This window comes from Streptomyces sp. JLYT201, assembly GCF_059448825.1.
In genome coordinates, this window is sequence record NZ_CM182551.1 from 900,711 (window position 1) to 922,780 (window position 22,070).

The 22,070-nt window shown below is 72.7% G+C and carries 16 protein-coding genes; 3 read left to right on the forward strand and 13 right to left on the reverse strand.

Annotation, left to right across the window (positions count from 1 at the left end):
* Positions 1-5: 5 nt before the first annotated feature.
* From pgi to tkt, 5 genes are read right to left on the reverse strand one after another with little or no spacing between them, the layout of a single operon-like run.
* Entirely contained in the window at positions 6-1,664 is a 1,659-nt protein-coding gene (pgi, locus tag AC5WAM_RS03750; RefSeq protein ID WP_495521555.1) for a glucose-6-phosphate isomerase, read from the reverse strand.
* The gene (gene opcA, locus AC5WAM_RS03755) at positions 1,657-2,598 is read right to left on the reverse strand and encodes a glucose-6-phosphate dehydrogenase assembly protein OpcA (RefSeq protein ID WP_366796070.1); all 942 of its coding nucleotides are present in this window, start codon (positions 2,596-2,598) and stop codon (positions 1,657-1,659) included. The genes pgi and opcA overlap by 8 nt, the downstream gene beginning before the upstream one ends.
* Entirely contained in the window at positions 2,595-4,130 is a 1,536-nt protein-coding gene (zwf, locus tag AC5WAM_RS03760; RefSeq protein ID WP_366796069.1) for a glucose-6-phosphate dehydrogenase, read from the reverse strand. Before zwf ends, opcA begins: the two co-directional genes overlap by 4 nt.
* Positions 4,127-5,272, reverse strand: coding sequence for a transaldolase (tal, locus tag AC5WAM_RS03765; RefSeq protein WP_495521556.1), 1,146 nt, complete (start codon positions 5,270-5,272; stop codon positions 4,127-4,129). Before tal ends, zwf begins: the two co-directional genes overlap by 4 nt.
* 37 nt (positions 5,273-5,309) lie before the next feature.
* Positions 5,310-7,394 carry a transketolase gene (gene tkt / locus AC5WAM_RS03770; RefSeq protein WP_495521557.1) on the reverse strand — a complete coding sequence of 695 codons (2,085 nt, stop codon included), beginning with the start codon at positions 7,392-7,394 and terminating at the stop codon, positions 5,310-5,312.
* 205 nt (positions 7,395-7,599) lie between these two features.
* Here tkt and AC5WAM_RS03775 point away from each other — a divergent pair, with 205 nt between their 5' ends.
* Positions 7,600-8,514 carry a helix-turn-helix transcriptional regulator gene (locus AC5WAM_RS03775; RefSeq protein WP_366796066.1) on the forward strand — a complete coding sequence of 305 codons (915 nt, stop codon included), beginning with the start codon at positions 7,600-7,602 and terminating at the stop codon, positions 8,512-8,514.
* 19 nt (positions 8,515-8,533) lie between these two features.
* Here AC5WAM_RS03775 and AC5WAM_RS03780 read toward each other — a convergent pair whose 3' ends face one another.
* The 6 genes from AC5WAM_RS03780 to AC5WAM_RS03805 all read right to left on the reverse strand — a co-directional run bounded on the left by AC5WAM_RS03780 (position 8,534) and on the right by AC5WAM_RS03805 (position 17,737).
* On the reverse strand, positions 8,534-9,724 hold the full coding sequence (locus AC5WAM_RS03780) for an acyl-CoA dehydrogenase family protein (RefSeq protein ID WP_366796065.1): 1,191 nt from the start codon (positions 9,722-9,724) through the stop codon (positions 8,534-8,536).
* A gap of 176 nt (positions 9,725-9,900) precedes the next feature.
* Complete coding sequence (locus AC5WAM_RS03785; RefSeq protein ID WP_495521558.1) at positions 9,901-11,154, reverse strand: ABC transporter substrate-binding protein; 1,254 nt, start codon at positions 11,152-11,154, stop codon at positions 9,901-9,903.
* A gap of 8 nt (positions 11,155-11,162) precedes the next feature.
* Positions 11,163-12,101: a GlnX family signal transduction membrane protein gene (locus AC5WAM_RS03790; protein ID WP_495521559.1), complete on the reverse strand. Its 939-nt coding sequence runs from the start codon at positions 12,099-12,101 to the stop codon at positions 11,163-11,165.
* Positions 12,098-13,606 carry a VWA domain-containing protein gene (locus AC5WAM_RS03795; protein ID WP_495521560.1) on the reverse strand — a complete coding sequence of 503 codons (1,509 nt, stop codon included), beginning with the start codon at positions 13,604-13,606 and terminating at the stop codon, positions 12,098-12,100. Before AC5WAM_RS03795 ends, AC5WAM_RS03790 begins: the two co-directional genes overlap by 4 nt.
* A gap of 34 nt (positions 13,607-13,640) precedes the next feature.
* Positions 13,641-16,046, reverse strand: a complete 2,406-nt coding sequence (locus tag AC5WAM_RS03800) for a tetratricopeptide repeat protein (protein WP_495521561.1) — start codon at positions 16,044-16,046, stop codon at positions 13,641-13,643.
* Positions 16,043-17,737, reverse strand: a complete 1,695-nt coding sequence (locus AC5WAM_RS03805; protein WP_495521562.1) for a S1 family peptidase — start codon at positions 17,735-17,737, stop codon at positions 16,043-16,045. The genes AC5WAM_RS03800 and AC5WAM_RS03805 overlap by 4 nt, the downstream gene beginning before the upstream one ends.
* Before the next feature lie 78 nt (positions 17,738-17,815).
* On the opposite strand from AC5WAM_RS03805, the gene AC5WAM_RS03810 reads away from it, so the two are divergent.
* Positions 17,816-18,112 carry a trypco2 family protein gene (locus AC5WAM_RS03810; protein WP_366796059.1) on the forward strand — a complete coding sequence of 99 codons (297 nt, stop codon included), beginning with the start codon at positions 17,816-17,818 and terminating at the stop codon, positions 18,110-18,112.
* A gap of 210 nt (positions 18,113-18,322) precedes the next feature.
* Here AC5WAM_RS03810 and AC5WAM_RS03815 read toward each other — a convergent pair whose 3' ends face one another.
* Positions 18,323-18,835 carry a YbaK/EbsC family protein gene (locus AC5WAM_RS03815; RefSeq protein ID WP_495521563.1) on the reverse strand — a complete coding sequence of 171 codons (513 nt, stop codon included), beginning with the start codon at positions 18,833-18,835 and terminating at the stop codon, positions 18,323-18,325.
* Positions 18,836-19,613: 778 nt separating this feature from the next.
* Between AC5WAM_RS03815 and AC5WAM_RS03820 the strand changes: the two genes are divergently transcribed.
* Positions 19,614-20,546, forward strand: coding sequence for a hypothetical protein (locus tag AC5WAM_RS03820; RefSeq protein ID WP_495521564.1), 933 nt, complete (start codon positions 19,614-19,616; stop codon positions 20,544-20,546).
* 11 nt (positions 20,547-20,557) lie between these two features.
* On the opposite strand, the gene AC5WAM_RS03825 is transcribed toward AC5WAM_RS03820, so the two are convergent.
* The gene (locus AC5WAM_RS03825) at positions 20,558-22,060 is read right to left on the reverse strand and encodes an FAD-dependent monooxygenase (protein WP_495521565.1); all 1,503 of its coding nucleotides are present in this window, start codon (positions 22,058-22,060) and stop codon (positions 20,558-20,560) included.
* Positions 22,061-22,070 lie beyond the last annotated feature (10 nt).

Genomic DNA, 22,070 nt, shown 5'->3' on the forward strand with positions numbered 1-22,070 from the left:
TCGGTTCACACACCTTCCGGGGTACGGCCGCGCAGTTCGCGGTACTTCGCGACCAGTGCCTTCGTGGACGGGTCGAGACCGGGCACGTCCGCGCCCTCGCTCAGGGCGGGCTCGACCCGCTTGGCAAGGACCTTGCCCAGCTCCACACCCCACTGATCGAAGGAATCGATGTTCCACACCGCACCCTGGACGAACACCTTGTGCTCATACAGCGCGATCAGCTGACCGAGCACCGACGGCGTCAGCTCCCGCGCCAAAACCGTCGTCGTGGGATGGTTGCCCCGGAACGTCTTGTGCGCCACCAGCTCCTGCGGCACCCCCTCGGCCCGCACCTCCTCAGGCGTCTTGCCGAAGGCCAGCGCCTGCGTCTGCGCGAAGAAGTTGGCCATCAGCAGATCATGCTGACCCCCCAGCACACCCAGCTCCTCAACGGGCCGCGCGAAACCGATGAAGTCCGCCGGAATGAGCTTCGTACCCTGATGGATCAACTGGTAGTACGCATGCTGGCCATTGGTACCGGGCGTGCCCCACACCACCGGACCGGTCTGCCACTGCACCGGATTGCCCTCCCGGTCCACGGACTTGCCGTTGGACTCCATGTCCAGCTGCTGCAGATACGCCGTGAACTTCGACAGGTAATGCGCATACGGCAGCACCGCATGCGCCTGCGCGTCATGGAAGTTGCCGTACCAGACACCCAGCAGCCCCAGCAGCAACGGCACATTCGCCTCCGCAGGCGCCGTACGGAAATGCTCATCCACCAGCCGGAAACCGTCCAGCATCTCCCGGAAGGCATCCGGGCCGATCGCGATCATCAGCGACAGACCGATCGCCGAATCGAAGGAGTACCGACCCCCCACCCAGTCCCAGAACTCGAACATGTTCGCCGTGTCGATCCCGAAGTCCGCGACCTTCTCGGCATTCGTCGACAGCGCCACGAAATGCCGCGCCACGGCCGCCTCGTCACCAAGAGACCCAACCAGCCAGGCGCGGGCAGCCCGCGCATTGGTGATCGTCTCGATCGTCGTGAACGTCTTGGACGCGATGACGAACAACGTCTCCGCCGCATCCAGATCCCGCACGGCCTCATGCAGATCAGCACCGTCCACGTTCGACACAAAACGGAACGTCAGATCACGCGCGGTATAGGGCCGCAGCGCCTCATAAGCCATCGCCGGACCGAGATCGGAGCCCCCGATACCGACATTGACCACGTTCTTGATGCGCTTGCCCGTGTGCCCCCTCCACTCACCCGAACGGACCCGCCCCGCGAACGCCCCCATCTTCTCCAGCACCGCGTGCACACCCGGCACCACGTTCTCACCATCGACCTCCACCACGGCACCCGCCGGCGCACGCAACGCGGTGTGCAGCACCGCCCGGCCCTCCGTCGAATTGATCTTCTCGCCCCGGAACATGGCGTCCCGCAGTCCGAAGACGTCCGTCGCCACGGCGAGGTCCCGCAGGAGCGCGAGGGTCTCGTCGGTCACCAGGTGCTTGGAGTAGTCGATGTGCAGGTCGCCGACCTGGGCCGTGTAGCGCTCGGCGCGGCCGGGGTCGGCGGCGAACAGCTCCCGCAGGTGCGTGCCGTCGGACTTGGCGCGGTGGTCCTCGAGGGCGGCCCACTGCGGTCGCCGGGTCAACAGGGGCGTGGTGTCAGGCATGTTGAACGGACTCCTTGGATCCGGAGGCGTCGCCGTGCAGCGCGACGGCGTACATCTCGTCGGCGTCGAGGCGGCGGAGCTCTTCGGCGATCAGCTCGGCGGTCGAGCGGACCTTCAGGGCGAGGGTGCGCTCGGGCTGGCCGGGCAGGGACAGGGTGGCGAGGGGGCCCTCGGGGCGGTCGATGCGGATCTCTCCGTTCGCCGTGCCGAGGCGGACCGCGGTGACGACGGGCCCCGCGGTGGTGACGCGCTCGACCGGGACGCCGAGCCGGGCGCCGAGCCAGCGCGCGAGCAGCTCGGCGCTGGGGTTCTCGGCCTCGGACTCGACGGCGGCCGACGTGATGTCGACGCGGGCCTGGTCGAGGGCCGCGGCCAGCATGGAGCGCCACGGCGTGAGCCGGGTCCAGGCCAGGTCGGTGTCGCCGGGCGCGTAGGACCTGGCGCGGTCCGCGAGCGCGGCGAGCGGGTCCTCGACGGCGTACGCGTCGGTGATGCGGCGGGCGGCGAGGGCGCCGAGCGGGTCCTTGGCGGGCTCGTCCGGGGCGTCGACGGGCCACCACACGACGACCGGGGCGTCGGGCAGCAGCAGCGGCAGGACGACGGAGTCGGCGTGCTGACCGACCTCGCCGTACAGGCGCAGGAGCACCGTCTCGCCGGTTCCCGCGTCGGCGCCGACCCGGACCTCCGCGTCGAGGCGGTTGCCCTGGCGGTCGCGCGGGGAGCGCGCGGTGCGCTTGATGACGACGAGGGTGCGCGAGGGGTGCTCGCGGGCCGCCTCCTGGGCCGCCTTGGTGGCGTCGTAGGCGTTCTCCTCGTCGGTGACGATGACCATCGTGAGGACCATGCCCACGGCGGGGGTCCCGATGGCGCGGCGCCCTTCGACGAGCGCCTTGTTCACCTTGCTTGCCGTGGTGTCGGTCAGGTCGATCTTCATGGCCTGCGCCAGCTCCGTCCGTCTCGTGCGAGCATTTCGTCCGCCTCGGCCGGGCCCCACGTACCGGCCGGGTACCTTGCGGGCTTGCCATGGTTGTCCCAGTGCCCCTCGATGGGGTCGAGGATGCGCCAGGACTCCTCGACCTCCTCCGTGCGCGGGAAGAGGTTGGCGTCGCCCAGCAGGACGTCCAGGATCAGCCGTTCGTAGGCCTCCGGGCTGGATTCCGTGAACGACTCGCCGTACGCGAAGTCCATCGACACGTCGCGGATCTCCATCGACGTACCCGGGACCTTGGATCCGAAGCGTACGGTCATGCCCTCGTCCGGCTGGACCCGGATGACGATCGCGTTCTGGCCCAGTTCCTCGGTGGCGGCTCCGTCGAACGGGGAGTGCGGGGCGCGCTGGAAGACGACCGCGATCTCGGTGACGCGGCGGCCGAGGCGCTTGCCGGTGCGCAGGTAGAAGGGGACGCCCGCCCAGCGGCGGTTGTCGATCTCCAGCTTGACGGCCGCGTAGGTGTCCGTCTTCGAGGTGGGGGCGATGCCGTCTTCCTGGAGGTAGCCCTTGACCTTCTCGCCGCCCTGCCAGCCCTCGGCGTACTGGGCGCGCACGGTGTGCCGGTCCAAGTCGGCCGGAACCCGTACGGATTTGAGGACCTTGAGCTTCTCCAGGACGAGGGACTCGGCGTCGAAGGCGGCGGGCTCCTCCATGGCGGTCAGGGCCATCAGCTGGAGCAGGTGGTTCTGGATGACGTCACGGGCGGCGCCGATGCCGTCGTAGTAGCCCGCGCGGCCACCGATGCCGATGTCCTCGGCCATGGTGATCTGCACGTGGTCGACGTAACTCCGGTTCCAGATGGGTTCGTACATCTGGTTGGCGAAGCGGAGGGCCAGGATGTTCTGGACGGTCTCCTTGCCGAGGTAGTGGTCGATGCGGAAGACCTGCTCGGGCGCGAACACGTCGTGGACGATCGCGTTGAGCTCCTTGGCCGACGCGATGTCGTGGCCGAAGGGCTTCTCGATGACGGCGCGGCGCCAGGAGCCCTCGGGGGCGTCGGCGAGGCCGTGCTTCTTGAGCTGCCGGACGACCTTCGGGAAGAACTTCGGCGGCACGGAGAGGTAGAAGGCGTAGTTGCCGCTGGTGCCGCGCTTCTCGTCGAGCTCGTCGACGGCGTCGCGCAGCTGCTTGAACGCGGTGTCGTCATCGAAGTCGCCGGGGATGAAGCGCATGCCGTCGGCGAGCTGCTGCCAGACCTCCTCGCGGAACGGGGTCCGCGCGTGCTCGCGCACCGAGTCGTGGACGACCTGGGCGAAGTCCTGGTCCTCCCACTCGCGCCGGGCGAAGCCGAGGAGCGAGAAGCCCGGCGGGAGCAGCCCGCGGTTGGCGAGGTCGTAGACGGCGGGCATCAGCTTCTTGCGGGACAGGTCGCCGGTGACGCCGAAGATGACGAGCCCGGAGGGGCCCGCGATGCGCGGCAGACGGCGGTCGCGCGGGTCGCGCAGCGGGTTGCGCCACGTACTGCTGGGGCTCACTTGGACTCAACCCCCTGGCCGCGCAGGCCCTGCAGACGGGTACCGACGGTGCCGAGGAGGTCGTTCCAGGCGATCTCGAACTTGGCGACGCCCTCGTCCTCGAGCTGCTGCACGACCTCGTCGTAGGAGATGCCGAGGGCGTCGACGGCCTTCAGGTCGGCGCGGGCCTGCTCGTAGCCGCCGGTCACCGTGTCGCCGGTGATCCGGCCGTGGTCGGCGGCGGCCTTCAGCGTGGCCTCCGGCATGGTGTTGACCGTGCCGGGCGCGACCAGCTCGTCGACGTACAGGGTGTCCTTGTACGCCGGGTCCTTGACGCCGGTCGAGGCCCACAGGGGGCGCTGCTTGTGGGCGCCCGCGGCCGCCAGGACGCCTGCGCGCGCGGAGGCGAAGACCTCCTCGTAGGCCTCGTACGCGAGGCGGGCGTTGGCGAGGGCGGCCTTGCCCTTCAGCTCCTTGGCCGCGTCCGTGCCGACCTGGTCGAGGCGCTTGTCGATCTCGGAGTCGACGCGCGAGACGAAGAAGGAGGCGACGGAGTGGATGGTGGCGAGGTCGTGGCCGCGCTCGTGGGCGAGTTCCAGTCCCTTGAGGTACGCGTCCATGACGGCGCGGTAGCGCTCCAGGGAGAAGATCAGCGTCACGTTGACGCTGATGCCGAGGCCGATGACCTCGGTGATGGCCGGGAGGCCCGCCGGGGTCGCCGGGATCTTGATCATGACGTTCGGCCGGTCGACGAGCCAGGCCAGCTGCTTGGCCTCGGCGACGGTGGCCTCGGTCCGGTGCGCGAGGCGCGGGTCGACCTCGATCGACACCCGGCCGTCACGGCCGCCCGTCGCGTCGTACACGGGGCGCAGGACGTCGGCGGCGGCGCGGACGTCGGCCGTGGTCATCATGCGCACGGCCTCGTCGACGGTGACGCCGCGGACGGCCAGGTCGGCGAGCTGGTCCTCGTAGCCCTCGCCGGAGCCGATGGCGGCCTGGAAGATCGAGGGGTTGGTGGTGACGCCCACGACGTGGCCGTGCGACACGACGTCGGCGAGGTCACCGGACTCGATGCGCTTGCGGGACAGGTCGTCCAGCCAGATGGAGACGCCCGCGTCGGACAGGGCCCGCAGGGGCTGCGAGGTGGGTACGGCGTTGCTCATGTTCTTCATCTTCTTTCGCGTACGTGCTGCGTAGTGATCAAGCGCGGGCGGCGGCCAGGGATTCCCTGGCCCGCGCGGCGACGTTCTCGGCGGTGAAGCCGAACTCGGCGAAGAGGGTGGCGGCGTCCGCGGAGGCGCCGAAGTGCTCCAGGGAGACGACGCGTCCGGCGTCGCCGACATAGCGGTACCAGGTCAGGGCGATGCCCGCCTCGACGGCCACGCGCGCCTTGACGGACGGCGGCAGGACGCTGTCGCGGTACTCCTTCGGCTGCTCCTCGAACCACTCCACCGACGGCATCGACACGACGCGGGTCGCGATGCCCTCGGCCTCCAGGCGCTCCCGGGCGCCGACGGCGAGCTGCACCTCGGAGCCGGTGGCGATCAGCAGGACGTCCGGGGTCTCCTTCGACGCCTCGGCGAGCACGTAACCGCCCTTCGCCGCCGCCTCGTTGGCCTCGTACGTGGGCACGCCCTGCCGGGTGAGGGCCAGGCCGTGCGGGGCGGGGTCGACGGAGCCGCGGCGCAGGATCTCGCGCCAGGCGATAGCCGTCTCGTTGGCGTCGGCGGGGCGGACCACGTTCAGACCGGGGATGGCGCGCAGCGAGGCGAGGTGCTCGACCGGCTGGTGGGTGGGGCCGTCCTCGCCGAGGCCGACGGAGTCGTGGGTCCAGACGTAGGTGACGGGCAGCTGCATCAGCGCGGACATGCGGACCGCGTTGCGCATGTAGTCGGAGAACACCAGGAAGGTGCCGCCGTAGACGCGGGTGTTGCCGTGCAGCGCGATGCCGTTCATCTCGGCGGCCATCGAGAACTCGCGGATGCCGAAGTGCACGGTGCGGCCGTACGGGTCGGCCTCCGGCAGCGGGTTGCCCTCCGGCAGGAAGGAGCTCGTCTTGTCGATGGTGGTGTTGTTGGAGCCCGCCAGGTCGGCGGAGCCGCCCCACAGTTCGGGGATGACCGGGCCGAGGGCCTGGAGGACCTTGCCGGACGCGGCGCGCGTGGCGACCTTCGTGCCGGCCTCGAACGCGGGCAGCGCGTCCTCCCAGCCCTCGGGCAGGCGGCCCGCGATGACGCGGTCGAGGAGCGCGGAGCGCTCGGGGTTGTCGGTGCGCCAGGCGGCGATCCGCTTGTCCCAGGCGGTGTGCGCCTCGGCGCCACGGTCCAGGGCCTCGCGGGTGTGGGCGATGACGTCGTCCGCGACGGCGAAGGACTCCTCGGGGTCGAAGCCGAGGACGCGCTTGGTGGCGGCGATCTCGTCGGCCCCCAGGGCGGAGCCGTGGGACGCCTCGGTGTTCCGCGCGTTCGGCGCGGGCCAGGCGATGACCGTGCGCATCGCGATGAAGGACGGCCGCTCGGTCTCGGCCTTGGCGGCGGCGAGCGCCTCGTACAGGGCGTGGACGTCGATGTCGCCGTCGGCTCGTGGGGTGACGCGCTGCACGTGCCAGCCGTAGGCCTCGTAGCGCTTGAGGACGTCCTCGGAGAACGCGGTCTGGGTGTCGCCCTCGATGGAGATGTGGTTGTCGTCGTAGAGGAAGACGAGGTTGCCGAGCTTCTGGTGGCCGGCGAGGGACGAGGCCTCGGCGGAGACGCCCTCCTCCAGGTCGCCGTCGGAGACGATCGTCCAGATGGTGTGGTCGAAGGGGCTCGTGCCGCGGGGCGCCTCGGGGTCGAACAGGCCGCGCTCGTAGCGGGCGGCCATGGCCATGCCGACGGCGTTGGCGGCGCCCTGGCCGAGCGGCCCCGTCGTCGTCTCCACCCCGGCGGTGTGCCCGTACTCGGGGTGGCCCGGCGTGCGGGAGCCCTGGGTGCGGAACGCCTTGAGGTCGTCGAGGTCCAGCTCGTAGCCGGCGAGGAAGAGCTGGGTGTACAGGGTGAGGCTGGTGTGGCCGGGGGACAGCACGAAGCGGTCGCGGCCGGTCCACTCCGGGTCGGCCGGGTCGTGCCGCATGACCTTCTGGAACAGGGTGTACGCGGCGGGCGCGAGGCTCATCGCCGTGCCCGGGTGTCCGTTGCCGACCTTCTGCACGGCGTCGGCCGCCAGGAGGCGGGCGGTGTCGACGGCACGCTGGTCGAGGTCGGTCCACTCGAAGGGGCCGAGGGTGTCCGGTGTCTGCGTGCTCATCTGTCTGATTTCCTTCGCATCCGTGAGTCGTCTTTCGTGCCCGAAGGCACTGCCCGCCGAGGACCAAAGCCCCTGGTCGAGCCATCTACGAAGGTAAAGGTCATACTTTTGGCGAGGTAGGTGCCCCCGTGCCAGCGTTGGGTGAAAATGGGACACGCACAGCGGTCAGGGTCTCCGTGAGGTCCCTTTGAGCCAAGGACAGTGGATGACGGAGCGGGGCGGCGCACGGACGAGCGCACATCTGGGAGCCGCGGAGCACATCCGTACCTACCCCTTCGACCCGAGCGCGAGCGTGTCCGGGGTCGGGATGCAGGTCGGCCCGATGGGCACCGACGGCCCCTGGGCGGGTGGCGTGGGCCTGTCGCGGCGCGTGCACCGCATCGACTTCCACGTGCTGCTCTTCTTCCGCGAGGGCCCGGTCCGCCACACCATCGACTTCGCGGAGTACGCGGTCGGGGCGGGCGACGTCCTGTGGATCAGGCCCGGCCAGGTGCACAGCTTCTCGGCGACCGACCGGTACGTCGGCACCGCGCTCACCATGCAGCCCGGCTTCCTGCCGCGCGCGACCGTGGAGGCGACCGGCCTGTACCGCTACGACCGTCCGCCGCTGCTGCGCCCGGACGGGGCCCAGCGCGCCGCGATCGACGCCTCCCTGGAGCAGTTGCAGCGCGAGTACCTGGACACGGCGACGCTGCCGCCGAGCCTGCACACCTCGGTCCTTCGGCACTCCCTCACGGCCCTGATGCTGCGGGTGGCGCACGTCTCCGCGCAGGCCGCGGCGGACGAGTGCAGGCCGCAGCCGGACACCACGTTCACCCGGTTCCGCACGGCGGTCGAGCAGGGCTTCACGACCAACCACAGCGTCAGCGCCTACGCCGACGAGCTCGGCTACTCGCGCCGCACGCTCGTGCGCGCGGTGCGCGCCGCCACCGGGCAGACCCCGAAGGGCTTCATCGACCGCCGCGTGATCCTGGAGGCCCAGCGTCTGCTCGCCCACACCGACCTGCCGGTGGGCCGCATCGGCGCGGCCGTGGGCTTCGCGGACTCGGCGAACTTCTCGAAGTTCTTCCAGCAGCACACCGGGTGGACCCCGGCGGCGTTCCGCTCGGAGCAGGCCTGAGGTGCTCCGGGCGGCCCGGTCAGCGGCGCACCCGGGGCATGCCCAGGCCGATCCACGAGATGATCTCTCGCTGGATCTCGTTGTTGCCGCCGCCGAAGGTGAAGATGACCGCCGAGCGGTAGCCGCGCTCCAGTTCGCCCTTGAGGACCGCGCCCGCGGAGCCCTCCTTCAGTGCGCCCGCGGCGCCCACGACCTCCATCAGCCAGGCGTAGGCGTCGCGGCGCGCCTCCGAGCCGTAGACCTTGACGGCGGAGGCGTCCTGCGGGGTGAGGGTGCCGTCCTGGACTGCGTGCACCATCTGCCAGTTGAGGAGCTTCATCGCGTCCAGCTTCAGATGGGTCCGCGCCAGGCGGCGGCGCACCCAGGGCAGGTCGATGACGCGGCGGCCGTCGGCGAGCTTGGTGCCCGCGGCCCAGTGGCGCACGTCGTGCAGGGCCCGGATGGCCATGGTGCCGTGCGCGGCGAGCGTGACGCGCTCGTGGTTGAGCTGGTTGGTGATGAGCCGCCAGCCCTTGTTCTCCTCGCCGACGCGGTGGCCCGCGGGCACGCGGACGTTCTCGTAGTAGCTGGCCGTGGTGTCGTGCCCGGCGAGGGTGCTGATGACGGTGCAGGAGTAGCCGGGGTCGGTCGTCGGTACGAGGAGCATGGAGATGCCCTGGTGAGGCGGCGCGGCCGGGTCGGTGCGCACGGCGAGCCACACCCAGTCGGCGGTGTCGCCGTTGGTCGTCCAGATCTTCTGCCCGTTGACCGTGTAGTGACCGGTGGTCTCGTCGCCCTCGCGCACCGCCCGCGTCCTGAGCGAGGCGAGGTCGGTGCCCGCGTCGGGCTCGCTGTAGCCGATGGCGAAGTCGATCTCGCCGGAGAGGATCTTCGGCAGGAAGTACGCCTTCTGTTCGGCGGTGCCGTAGCGCATGAGGGTGGGGCCGACGGTGTTGAGCGCCATCAGCGGCAGCGGGACGCCGGCCTGGGCCGCCTCGTCGAAGAAGATGAACTGCTCCATGGGCGTGAGCCCGCGCCCGCCGTACTCCTCGGGCCAGCCCACGCCGAGCCAGCGGTCGGCGCCGAGGCGGCGGATCGTCTCGCGGTAGAACCGCTTCTGCGCGGCGCGGTCGCCGAACCGGGCGGTCCCGTGGTCGGGCACGAGCCCGGCGAAGTACGTGCGCAGTTCGGCGCGCAGCCGCTGCTGCGCGGGCGTGTATGCGAGGTGCACGGCCCCTCCTGGCGGTCCGTTGCCGAGGCGGCCCCGAGGCCGCCCCCGGCGCCACCGCACGGCGGCGGCCCGGCTTGACGGCGGCCACAGTAGAACGTGTTCCAGTAAGGGGGAAGAGCGGCGACGGGAACCGTCCGCCGTGCCCAGGGCGTGCCCCCGTCTTCAGCGGATGGGGGTCACCCGCCACCGCACACCGGCAGGTCCTGTCCGGTGCGTGCCGCCTCCAGTTCCCTCAGGCGGGCGTCCAGTTGCCTCGGGGCGACGAGGAAGCGCAGCACCGCCTGGTGGAAGGCGTCACGGGTGGTGCGGGGCATGAGGTCGGAGGCGTCCCAGCAGCGGGGCTCTCCCGGTGTGCGCAGGCGCTCTCCGATCTCCCGCGCCGTGCCGTCCCCTCCACGGTCCGGGGCGGCCTCCTTGTTGGCGGTGTACTCCGGCAGCTCCGTGCCGGGGTCGGCCAGGTAGCGGATGAACTGTTCGGCCTCCGGCGAGCGGTTGAGCAGGGTCGCGAGGTCGCCGGACACCTCCCAGGCCCCGGTGTCCGGTCGCGCGTCGGGGACGATCTCGGCGGAGTGGACGTAGTGGCCGCCCGCCCGCTGCCAGTGGGCAGCGCGGAAGGAGCCCTGGTGCTCCAGGCGGCCGGGGGCGCAGTCCGCGCCGAACCCGGTGGTCAGGGCCTGCTCGACACGGCGGTTCGGGCCGGCGCCGACCAGTTCGCCGAAGGTGGTCCAGGCCTTGCGTACGGCGCCGTCGGTCCAAGGGAGTTCGCCCGTGGCCCAGTCCTCGTACACCCGGGGTCCGGCCTGCTGGAGCAGGATGTCCTCCACCCAGTCGGTGCCCGGCCAACCGGAGGTCGCGCCGGACTCCATGCCCAGGCACCACCGCCCGGGCGTGCCCGCCGACCGTACATCGGGCCGCTTGTCCGCGTACCACACCATGCTCTTGAGGCCGGTCTTGACGGGGAGCCAGTAGGCGTGGGTGCCCCGGCCCGGGATCGTCACCCCGGGCGCCCAGATGCGGTCGTACTGCCGGGGGTCGAACAGCCCGTCCAAGGGCTGGAGCCTGCCGTCGGCCGCGTAGGACAGCAGTTCGCCCGGCCCCGGCAGGACCGCCACGTCAGGTGGGTTCCCGGCCGCCATGTCAGCGGCAAGGACCTGACTCAGAGCGGAACTGCCCTGGTAGACGACGTCGATCCGGTACTTCTCCTCGAACGGCTCGATGACCTTCTCCTCGAAGTGCTCGCGCTCCGCGCCGCTCCAGTTGGCGAGCAGGGTGACCGAGCCCGTCGCCTCCCGTGCCCAGCGCACCCCGGCGACCACGCCCGCGCCGAGCAGGACCAGGCAGACGGCGAAGACGGCGAGGGTACGGCGACGGGGTCGGCGCTGCGCGGCGCCCGGCCCGGTCCTCGTCGCGGTCTTCGGCCCGATCCTCATCGCGGCCCTCATCGCGGTGCCCTGAACCGGTACTCGGCGATCCGGGGCCACAGCCCCCACGCCGTCAACGCCATCACCACGGCCCCTCCCACCAGTACCCAACCGGACAGCGACGCCCAGAGCCCGGCGTGCGTCATCGCGTCCTGCACCTGCTCCGCGACCCTGGGGATGTCGTCCGGGTCGTCCTTCGGCACGCGGATCCCCGCGACGGAGTCGGCCATCGCGTCGTGCGCCGCGATCGTGACCCACGCCAGCAGCGGTACGCCGACCGCGCACACGACGGTCGCGGCGAGCAGCCTCACCTGCACCGGCCGCCGGAAGCGACGCCGCAGGTACCGCTGGGTCTCGAGCAGCGCGGCGCACAGCGCGACGTACAGCACGGCCACCGCGCTCCAGCCGAGCCACAGCTGCCACGGGAAGGCCGCCTGTCGTCCGGCCTCGTCGAGCTGTCGGCCGCGCAGGGCGTCGAGGCGGCTCATGACGTCCGCGTCGGAGCCGGGCCCGGCCTGGAGACCGAGCGCCTGTTCGGCGTAGAACAGGTAGGCCGCGCGCAACGGTGAGCCGTCCGGCTCCTGGCCCCAGCGCTCCACCCAGCCGGAGTAGACGGCGATCAGACCGGTGATGGTCTGCAGGTCCTGGCGGCCCTCCAGGCCGGTGACGTTCTCCGAGGCGGCGAGCGCCAGGCTCTGGTGGGCGACCGAGATCTGGGTCTGGAACTCGCCGCTCTTGTCGCCCTCCGGCCCGCTGTCGCGGACCACCTCATGGGCCTTGCGCATCGCGCTCTGCGCGGTGTCGACGGCCAGTATCCCGGGGGTGCTCGACGACGACAGCGGCACGGTGTCGTCGCTCACGCCCCGGTAGGCGAGGAACAGCACGAAGGTGGTGGCGGCCCCGAGGGCGAGGAGCAGCCTGAGTCTTCGGGTCAGGTCCCGGCCGGTGGTGCTCACGGCAGGGCCTCGAAGGAGTGGCCGCAGGAAGGGCAGAACCGGGCCGCCGCCGGTGCCTTGTGTGAGCAGACCGGGCAGGGCACGGTGGCCCTGCCCGACCCCGGGGCGGCCGTGCCCCCGGCCGCGCCGCCGCCACCGGTGCCGCCGGTGCCACCGGTGTCCGTACCGCCGCCGGTACCGGTACCGGCGGCGGACACGGGGCCGTAGCTGCTGTGGCTGCTGGCGGCGATCAGGTGCTCGAAGTCGACGGCCGTGACATCGGGGCGCAGAGTGACGCGTCCGGCTCTCGCGTCGTCGATCCGCACCAGCCGGGCGAGGCGGTCCAGCTGCGCGGCGGCGCCCATCGCCTCGGCCAGCTGCGCCGCCCGGCCCAGTTGGTGCTCGGCGAGGTCGCGCTCACCGCGGCGGTGGGCGTCGGTCGCGGCGGCGACGGCCTCGCCGAGCCGCTGGTGCTGCTCGAAGTGCTCGACCTGGGCGTCGGTGTGCCGGGACAGGGCCGGGTTGTCGGTCCAGTGCACCAGGCAGGGCTGCGGCGCCGGCAGCCGTGCCTCCTGGGCGCCGGGTACGTCGACGGCGACCACGGCGAGCTGGAGGTCCTCGCGGCGCGGGCGGCCCGCCGGGTCGGCGAACAGGCACAGCTGGTAGCGGCGGGTCTCGTCGCCCCAGGCGCGGGTGACGAACCGTTCGGTCCCGTCCTCCGGCGTCAGCTCCACCTCGGTCGGGAAGACCTGCTTGAGGTAACGCACCTCGGCGCCGGGCATCGGCGTCACCGAGATCGCCAGCTCGGGGACCGTCTTGGTGAGGAGACGGCTCACCAGCTTCTCGTACTCCGCAGGCAGGGCCGCCTCCTCCCGCACCGAGGAGGCGGAGCCGTGCAGCCTGCGGGTGACGGCAAGGAGCTCGCGGGCGTCCCAGCCGTCGCCGATCCCCCACGCGTCGCAGACGAACCGGCCCGCGCACTCCTCAAGGACGCCCGCCAGCGGCATCTGCTCGTCGTGCTCGTTCTTCCCGTCGGTGAGCAGCAGGACGTGCCCGACGGGGGCGCCCTGTTCGGTCAGCAGCCGGCGGGCGAGGTCCAGCCAGGCGCCGATGCAGGTGCCGCCGCCCGCGACGAGGCCGTGCACCACTCGCTCCGCCCGCTCCCGGGTCTCGTACGAGGCGCGGGCCATGGCCGAGGTGCCGGGGTAGGCCATGGTTCCCCGCTCGTTGCCCCGCACCACCGCGAACGGCGTGCCGTCGGGCAGTTCACGGATCGCGGCGACGGCCGCCTCCTGGGCGGCGTGCAGCTTCTCCGGCGGCCAGGTCATCGAGCCGGAGCAGTCCAGGGCAAGGACCTGCGCGAGCACCGGGCCGCCGCCTCCGGAGCCGTCCACGCGCACGCTGAGGACGGCGTGCATCTGCGGGTCGCTCTCCTCGCCGGAGAGGTACTTCCACTGGCTGACCTCAAGACCGACGGTGACCTGTCCGGCCGTCCCGCCCGTCCTCGGCGCTCCTGTCTCCACCATGGCCGTGCGCCTCCTCGACCTCGTCGTCGGTCGCTCACGCCGTACGTCGTCGTCGGCCCCGCAGCAGATCGCGGACGGCGACCGGCTCGGGGAGCACCGCGTACGCCCGGTCCAGCAGGTCCCCGCGCTCGCCGACGCTGCCCGCCTGGTCCGCGAGCCGCTTCAGCGACCGGGAGAGGAGTCCGGCCAGCGCCTCCTCGGTGTCCGCCGGGCCGAACAGCTCACCGGAGGGAAAGCCGCTCCCCCAGCCGTCGGGCGGACGGCAGTCGAGCGCGTGCTCCCTCAGCTCGGTGACCAGGCGGTCCCAGGAGCCGCTGCCGTCCAGGTGCAGCCCCGCGAGCCGTTCGGCCGCCTCGCGCAACTCGGCGGCACCGGGCACGGATCCGCAGGGCAGCCGACCGGCGAGCACCCGGACCGCGGCCACGCGCGCGGCGTCGTAGTGCCGGGAGGTGGTCGGCACCTCGTCCAGGACGGCGACGGCCCGGTGCCGGTCGCCGCGGCGCAGCTGGACGCGGGCCAGCCCGAAGGCGGCGCTGCCTTGGGCGCGGTCCCGGCGCCGCACGGCCTCGTAGTACTCCTCGGCCTGCCGGGTGCGGGCCTCGGCCTGCCGGGCCCGCTGCTTCGCGTCGTGCCGGGTCCGGGCCGGGGCCGCCCCGGGCCCGGGGGCCGCGCTCTCCTGCTCGGCCAGGTACTCGGCGCAGTAGCCGAGCGCCAGCTTCGGCGCGGCCTCGCCCGGCAGGGCGGTGTAGGCGGCCACGAACTCGCCCTCCGCCGAATCCACCTGACCCTGTGTCAGATGGGTGAGCCCCCGGTGCCAGAAGATGCGCCAGTCGTAGTCGCCGACGTGTTCCTCGGCCGTGCGCACCCATGCCGCGGCCCGGTCGGCCTCGCCCGCCTCCAGATAGGCGCGGCACAGCCACAGCGCGGTCTCCGCGGTGCCGAGGGCCGGGTCGCTCGCCGCCCGTTCGGCGATGCGGTCGGGGGTGTCGGCCGCGAGTCCCCCGAGCAGGACGGCGGCGGCGTCGTCGGCGTCGGGCAGGGGCACGGGCAGGGCGCGGGCGGTCTCCCGGGGAGCGGGGGCACCGACGGGCAGCCCGGGGGCGGTGGCGGGGCGGCGGGTGAAGTGAGCCAGGGCGGGGACCGTGCCGAGGGCGGCGCCGAAGAGCGCGGCGGTCGGCTCGAACAGGGTGGACCGCTCCGGGTACGGCTCGTGTCCGCTCAGCGCCTGGTGCTCGCGCAGCACCTCCCACAGCTGGCGGGACATCTCGGCGGCCGAGCGGAAGCGGGCGGCGGGTTCGGGGCGGGTGGCGCGTCGGATCAGCGCGTCGAAGGAGCGGGCGGCGAGGCCGGCGGGCGGTCCTGCCCGCTCGGCGAGGACCTTCAGGGTGCGGCCGACGGCGTACAGGTCGCTGTCGACGGCGAGGCCGCGTTCGTCGCGTTCCTTCTTCGGCGGGGCGTAGCCCAGGGTGTACACGAGACCGGAGGAGCGGTCGTCGATGCGGCGGATGGCGCCGAGGTCGATGACCTTGATCTCGCGGCCGTAGTGGATGACGTTCTCGGGCTTCATGTCGCAGTAGAGCAGTCCCTGGTCGTGCAGGTACTCCAGGGCGCCGAGGATCTTGCAACCGTAGGCGATGACGTGCCCGAACTCGAAGCCGCCGGGCCCGAAGAGCCGGGCCAGGTCCTCGTCGGGGGCGAACCGGATCCAGGCGAGGGAGCGGCCGCCGACGTACTCCATCACGATGTAGCCGGTCGGCTCGGTGTCGCCGGGTGCCTGGTGCTGTACGTACGTCACGATCCGGACGATGTCCCGGTGGTGCAGCGTGGTGAGCGAGCGGCGTTCCTCGACGGCGGCCCGCCGGGCCACGGCGTCCCCGGTGTTGATCAGGCCTTTGAGGACGACGTGCAGGCCGGGCACCCGGGTGTCCTCGGCGAGGTAGACCCAGCCGTGACCGCCGACCGCGAGATAGCCGAGCACTTCGTAGTGCCCGGCGATCTGGTCGCCCGGGCGCAGTTTCGGGCGGAAGGAGTACTCCGTGCCGCACTCCGGACAGAAGCCGTGGTCCGGTGGCAGGTCGTCGTCGTAGGAGACCCCGATGGTGCCCGGGCAGTTGTCGCATCCGCAACGCCGGCCCCCGGTGGGCGGCCGGGCCGTGGTGTCGGCGGCCTCCGAGGGCTCCGGGGAGGGCAGATGGGGCAGCACCAGCAGGCCGTCGCGGTCCAGTTCACCGACGGCCGGACCGGAGGGGCGTCCCGCGCCCTCGCCTGTGCCGGTCGGCGTCCCGGGCCGTCTCGCGTCCGGGCCCGTTCCGTCCGGCCCCGACGTGTCCGGCATCGGCGGGCCGGGGGCGACGGCCCTGCGGAGACAGGTGTCGCAGAACCCGGTCACCATGATCCGGCCGCCCTGGCAGTCGGCTCTGGCGCAGGCCGTCCCGCTCACGCCGGGCCCCTGCTTCGGCCGGGGCGGCTGTGGTGGGTGTCGACGTGGTGGGTGTAGGCGTCGACCGCCGCCTCGGCCGCGTGGACGTCGCACGGGCGGGTCTGGAGCAGGTCGTGCGCCCGGAGATAGAGAGCGTCCACCGCCGGGTCCTCCTCACCTCGGGTGGAGTGCTGCCGCAGGACGTGGTAGCCGCGCAGGCGGCCGCCGAGTTCGTCGCGGCGGTCGCCCAGGCGGTCGAGCCGGGCGATGTGGCGGGTGAGACGGGCGGCGACGCGTTCCGCGAGGCGCTCGTAGCGGGCCAGGTCCGGGCCGTGGTCGCGGCCCTCCGTCCGGAGCAGATCGGCCAGGGCGGCATGAGCGGCGACCAGATCCGAGTCGACGGGCGGAACGCCGTACGGCACCACGGCCGCCCGGCGTTCGCACAGTGCCCCGGCGAGGGGCCCGGTGATCTCTCTCAGCCGCGTGACGAGCCGTTCTCCGTGCTCGCGCGCGGGCCGCACGAGGAGTTCGCGGCGGGCGCGGTGACAGCAGCTGCCCGCTGTGCGGAAGACAAGGAGCAGCCTGCTGCCTCCGGCGCGCAGCACCTCGAGGAGGTCGAGCAGGGCGGGCGGGTCCAGCGCCTCGTCGACGCCGACGACGACCAGGTTGAGGGTGACTCTCGCGGCCCGGATCCGGTCGGGGGCCGAGTCCCCGTGCCGCGGCCACAGGCCCATGCGTTCGGCGATCCGCTCGGCGATCTCCGCGGAGGTGAGCCCGCCCGCGTCCACGGCGAGGTCGTGGCCGCCGGCCGACGGGACGGTGCCCGGCGGGTCCAGCGAGGCCCGGCCGACGGAGGCCGCGGTGCGTAACTCCCGGTCGGCGAGGGTGATGGCGCGGCGCAGCGTGGCGCCGCGGGCGTCGTCGTCGTGCCGGACGACGCTGATCTTCACCTGGCGGCCGTCGTCCCGGAGCCAGGCGGCGAGACGCTGGGCGAACGGCTCGTCGAGCAGCGCCTCCGCGGCGTCGTCCTCGGTGGAGCGCAGCCGGTCGTCGACGGCGGCGGGCCCTTCGAGGTACGGCTCGACGCGGGGCAGGTGCCGGACGATGGTCTCGGCGGGGCTCATGAACGAGAACCGGTTGCCGTGTGTGTCCTTCTGCCCGGTGAGGACCATGCCGATGACCTCGCCGGTGGCGCTGTCCGCGACGCCCGCGCCGCTGCAGCCGGGGCTGGCCAGTTCGCCGGGGCTGGTGGGGCTGAGCTGCACCTGCCCGTCGCGTCCGCAGCTGCCGACGACGGTGGCGCGGAACCAGATGCCGCCGTTGTGGTCGTACGGGAAGCCGTACATCCGCACCGCGCGGCCGGGCGCGGACAGCCGGTGCAGCCGGACCGCTTCCTCCACGGGCCGGGGCCGCTCCAGTCGCAACAGCGCGACATCCCCGCTGGGGTCGCCGTCCGCGTCCTGTGTCTCCGGTACGTACGCGTCCCCGTCCACCCGGGCGGCGACCGCGGGCACGCGGTGGCCGGCGGCGCCCACGAACTCCGCGGTGACCCGGGCCGCCGCCCGGTCCACCACATGGGCACAGGTGAGGACCTGGTCGGGGCTCAGCAGAATGCCTGCCCCAGCGATCTCCCCGTCAGCGCCGCGGATCCGCACGGCCCAGCTCGGCGTCTCCATCGACGAGGCGGCTCGGACTCCCCCGCCAGCAGCCATACTCCGCAACTATACGGGCGCACGCCCCCGGCGCATACTGGTGCAATGTGAGATCAACGGGCTTGCCGGGGAGGCGAGTTGTCGAACGAACCGGGGTTCGTGGGACTGGCCGAGGTCATCCGTCAGATCAGGGGCGAGCTGGCGGCGGCCCGACTGGAGAGCCAGGGCCAGGACCTGAGCTTCGCCGTGGAGAACGTGAGCCTCACCTTCACCGTCCAGGTCCACCGCTCCGGAACGGGGCGCGGTGGGATCCGGATCGGCGTGGTGACGGCCGAACTCGGCGGCGGCGTCGACCGGCAGGCCACCCATCAGATCCAGGTCGACCTGACACCGGAGCTCACGAGCGGGGGGCGGGTGAACGTGAGCCGGGACTAGGTCCGTCAGGTTCCGCGCGCACCGGAGCCGTCCGCGCTGCCGGTGTTGACGTCGTACCGCTCGCCCTTGAGGTGCTGCCGTAGGAGCAGCTGGCGGTTGACGCTGCCGACGCGGTTCACCGGGCCCAGGGCCTTCTCCGCGGCGGGGACCTCGCTAGCGGCAACAGAGCCGGTGCCGGACGGAGAGGGCCCCGCGCTCGGCGGACAGGGCTCAGTACTTCACGACGGGACTGTCCGTCTGGGACAGGAGCGCCGCCCACTGCGACGCGCTGACCTCGATGGTCTCGGTCGGCGGGCCGGGCGAGAGGATCAGGCGCGGCTCGTGCTCGATGGCGCTGTCGATCAGCAGGGTGACCTGCGGCGGAAGGCCGAGGGGAACGGCGCAGCCGGGCTCGCAGCCCGTGACGGCCTTGAGCTCGCCCCCGGAGGCGATGGAGAACTTCTCCCCCAGGGCCGCCCGTGCCCTGGCGGTGTCGAGCCGCTGCCCCTCTACGGAGACGAACATCGTGTGGCGTCCGCTCTTGCCCCGTAGGAACAGCGACTTGGTCTCCGTGCCGGTCAAGCGGAAGCGCTCCCTGACCTGCGCGGCGGTCTCGTAGTCCAGGACGGCCTCGTGCACATGGGGCGAGAAGTCGACTCCGGACCGGGCGAACACCTCCACGACGCGCTGCCGGACCTCGTCGGCGGTGGGCTGCTCATCGGCTGACTCCTGACCGTCCACCATGGGCCATTCATTCCTTTCGCGCGACCTGATAGCTGATCGGATTACCCCGGAGCCCTACCGCTCTCCGGTCCGTTCCTGCTGAACGCGCTATGCACAACAGCCCAGTTGGCCGCCGCCCGGGCGGCGTCCCGGAGGCGGCGCCCCTCGGGGGTGAGCGTGGGCAGCCGCGCCCGGCGGTCCTCGGGGTCGGATCGGGAAGTGCCGACCGGAGCCGGACGGGGCCTACGGGATGTGGCTCCGGGCGCGGCCCTCCGTCCGCCGCTGCGGCGCCGTGGCCGTGCGGCGGGGCGAAGCCGCCCCTCCGCCGGTTCATCGCCTGGCGGCCGCACGTGGAGATCATGCGCGCGTACCGGGAGCGGGGCACCCCGACCTCCACCACCTGGCACTCGGACGCGTTCGACCCGGCGCGGACCTGGGCCCGCGCCCACGCCTGTCTCGCCTGAGGCCCTCGGGCCGGAGAGCGCCACGGCTCACCGCCAGGCGGTGGGGAGTTCGGCCGGGCCGCGGGTGCGACCTGGGTCCACGGCCGCCGCTCCCGCGCCCGGCGCGGCGCGAGCGCGGACCGCTCACGACGCAAGCCTCAGTTTCGGACAGCACCTTGATTTAGACATTGTCTCGGTTTGGTCACGAGGCATGAGCGGCCTGAACGCCGGTGGACGAGGCGCCCGTACTCACGCCACGAAGGCACTCGTCACGCCACGAAGGCACTCGACAGCTCAGCGTCCACGACCGGCCCGGTGCCACGGCGCACCGGCCGACCGAACCTCAGGAGACCGCGATGCTCAAGACCAAGCCCGCCCTGTTCCTCGCCTCCTTCGCCACCGTCGGAGCCCTCGCCCTGACCGCCTGTGGGGGCGGCGGCAGCGACGACGACGCCAAGAAGTCCTCGGGCAACGCCCCCGCAGCCAACGCCGACCGCGCCGAAGGCCAGGCCGGCTCCGGCTCCGGCTACGACCTCTCCCTGCGGTCGGGCACCGCCCGCGAGAACAACGCGCCCCAGCGGACCGGCGATTGGGCCAACCCGCCCGGCAAGCCCGCGGCGAAGCCCGTGCAGCGCAAGTGGGTCCAGCTCTCGGCGAGCCGCGCGGGCAAGCTCGACCCCGTGGTCGTCAACGGCTCCGGCTTCACCCTCTACCGCTTCGACAAGGACACCGCACGGCCCTCCGTGTCGAACTGCTCCGGCGCCTGCGCCACCACCTGGCCCCCCGTCCTCGTGGACCCGGGCAGCAAGATCTTCGTGGACGGCGTGAAGACCTCGGACGTCGGCGTCATCAAGCGCGCCGACGGCACCCGCCAGGTGACGATCGGCGGCTGGCCGGTCTACCGCTTCAGCAAGGACCTCAAGCCCGGCGACACCAACGGCCAGGGAGTGGGCGGCACGTGGTTCGGCGTGACGCCCAACGGCCAGAAGGCCGGGCAGCCCGCCGGGGGCGACGCGGGCCAGGGCGGCGGCCAAGGGCAGGCCGACCCGGCGAGCAGCGTGATCCTGTTCGACAACGTCAACTTCCAGGACCCGGCGCAGGGCGTGGCCGGACCGGGCTGCCAGAACGTGCCGCGCCCCAAGGTCGCCTCGTCCCTGTCCGCCGACGGTTCCCTGAAGCTGTGGTCGCGCCCCGGCTGCAAGGGCGAGTCCAAGGTGGTCTCGGGGGACGTCGCGGACCTGCGCAGGGTCAACTTCGACAACAAGGTGAGCTCGATCGCGTTCGGCTGACCGGGCAGGCCTCAGGCGGCTTCTCCCGCGAGCCCCGGCCGGGCGGCGGCCTCCCGCGCCCACCCCACGTGCCCGTCCGGCCGGATCAGCGCGGACCCCACACCCTCCCAGTCGGGACGGTCCCCGACCGGCGGCCCCTGGTGGACGATCACGTCCGCCGAGGGGCCGCCGGCCTGTCCGGCGAAGTCGAGCAGCACGGGGCGGCCCGCGTGCAGCAGGTCGAAGAGGCGCACGTCCGCGCCGAGTCGGAGGTTCGGCGCGCGCCGGCCGGTCAGCGGATGGTCACCGCCGCCGTCACCGGTCCCTGCACCGCCGTCGCGGATCTCGTACGCCGCCGTGTACGCGGTGTCGTACGCGACCCCGAGGCCCGAGAGGCCTTCGGCGAGGCGCCGGGAGAACGCGGGCACGGTGGCGACGGCCGAGGCGAGCACCTCGCGCAGGGCGCGACCCTCGGCGGAGTAGGCGGTCATCAGGGCCGTCTGGGCCGCGGTGCTGGTGAGCAACTCGGCGCCGACGGGGTGCCGTTCGGCGTGGTAGGTGTCGAGCAGCGCGTCCGGGGCCGCGCCGCGCAGGACGGCGGCGAGCTTCCAGCCGAGGTTGGTGGCGTCCTGCACGCCGACGTTGAGGCCGACGCCGCCCGCCGGGAAGTGCATGTGGGCCGCGTCGCCCGCGAGCAGGACCCGGCCCTTGCGGTAGGCCGCCGCCTGGCGCGTCGCGTTGCCGAACCGGGAGAGCCAGCGCGGGTCGCGCATCCCGAAGTCGTCCCCGGCGATGCGCGCGACGGTGGCGCGCAACTCGTCGAAGGTGAACTCGCCCGGCGGGTCGGACCACTGCCCCTCGGGGGTGTGCCCCACGAAGCGGTGGACGCCGTCCGGCAGGCGGACACACATGAGGCCGCCCCGGGGCGTGGCCACGCTCAGGACGGGACGGGCGAACGGCCGGTCCAGGACGACGTCGCCGAGCCAGCCCCAGACCGTGGCGTCGGTGCCGGGGAAGGCGATGCCCGCGGCGGCGCGCACGGTGCTGCGGGTGCCGTCGCAGCCCACGACGTACGCGGCCTCGATGGCGTACGCGCCCTCGGGGGACTCGGCGTCGACGCGGACGCCGGACGCGTGCTCGGCCAGGCCGGTGAGGCGGTGGCCGCGCCGGACGGCGGCGCCCGCGGCCCGCGCGCGCTCTTCGAGGAGGGCTTCGGTGCGGGCCTGCGGCAGCGCGAGCGTGAAGGGGAACGGGGTGTCCAGGACGCCGAAGTCGAGGCGCTGGTCGAGCGCCCCGTAGTGCCCGTCGGGGATGCGCAGCCCCTCGGCGAGGAACGGCCCGGCGGCACCGCGGAAGGCCAGGACCTCCAGCGTGCGCGGGTGCACGGTGAGCGCCTTGGAGTGCGGCGACGGCTCGGGCCGCGCCTCCAGGACGGTCACCCGCACTCCGCCCAGGCGCAGTTCGGCGGCCAGCCACAGGCCGACCGGGCCTGCCCCGGCGATGACGACGTGGGGATCGGGGTGGTGTGTGCGCACGGGCGCTCCT

Excerpts from the sequence above, each read along its gene's own strand:
- pgi (WP_495521555.1), bottom strand. The coding sequence starts at position 1,664 with ATGCCTGACACCACGCCCCTGTTGACCCGGCGACCGCAGTGGGCCGCC.
- opcA (WP_366796070.1), bottom strand. The coding sequence starts at position 2,598 with ATGAAGATCGACCTGACCGACACCACGGCAAGCAAGGTGAACAAGGCG.
- tal (WP_495521556.1), bottom strand. The coding sequence starts at position 5,272 with ATGAGCAACGCCGTACCCACCTCGCAGCCCCTGCGGGCCCTGTCCGAC.
- tkt (WP_495521557.1), bottom strand. The coding sequence starts at position 7,394 with ATGAGCACGCAGACACCGGACACCCTCGGCCCCTTCGAGTGGACCGAC.
- AC5WAM_RS03775 (WP_366796066.1), top strand. The coding sequence starts at position 7,600 with ATGACGGAGCGGGGCGGCGCACGGACGAGCGCACATCTGGGAGCCGCG.
- AC5WAM_RS03785 (WP_495521558.1), bottom strand. The coding sequence starts at position 11,154 with ATGAGGATCGGGCCGAAGACCGCGACGAGGACCGGGCCGGGCGCCGCG.
- AC5WAM_RS03795 (WP_495521560.1), bottom strand. The coding sequence starts at position 13,606 with ATGGTGGAGACAGGAGCGCCGAGGACGGGCGGGACGGCCGGACAGGTC.
- AC5WAM_RS03805 (WP_495521562.1), bottom strand. The coding sequence starts at position 17,737 with ATGGCTGCTGGCGGGGGAGTCCGAGCCGCCTCGTCGATGGAGACGCCG.
- AC5WAM_RS03815 (WP_495521563.1), bottom strand. The coding sequence starts at position 18,835 with ATGGTGGACGGTCAGGAGTCAGCCGATGAGCAGCCCACCGCCGACGAG.
- AC5WAM_RS03820 (WP_495521564.1), top strand. The coding sequence starts at position 19,614 with ATGCTCAAGACCAAGCCCGCCCTGTTCCTCGCCTCCTTCGCCACCGTC.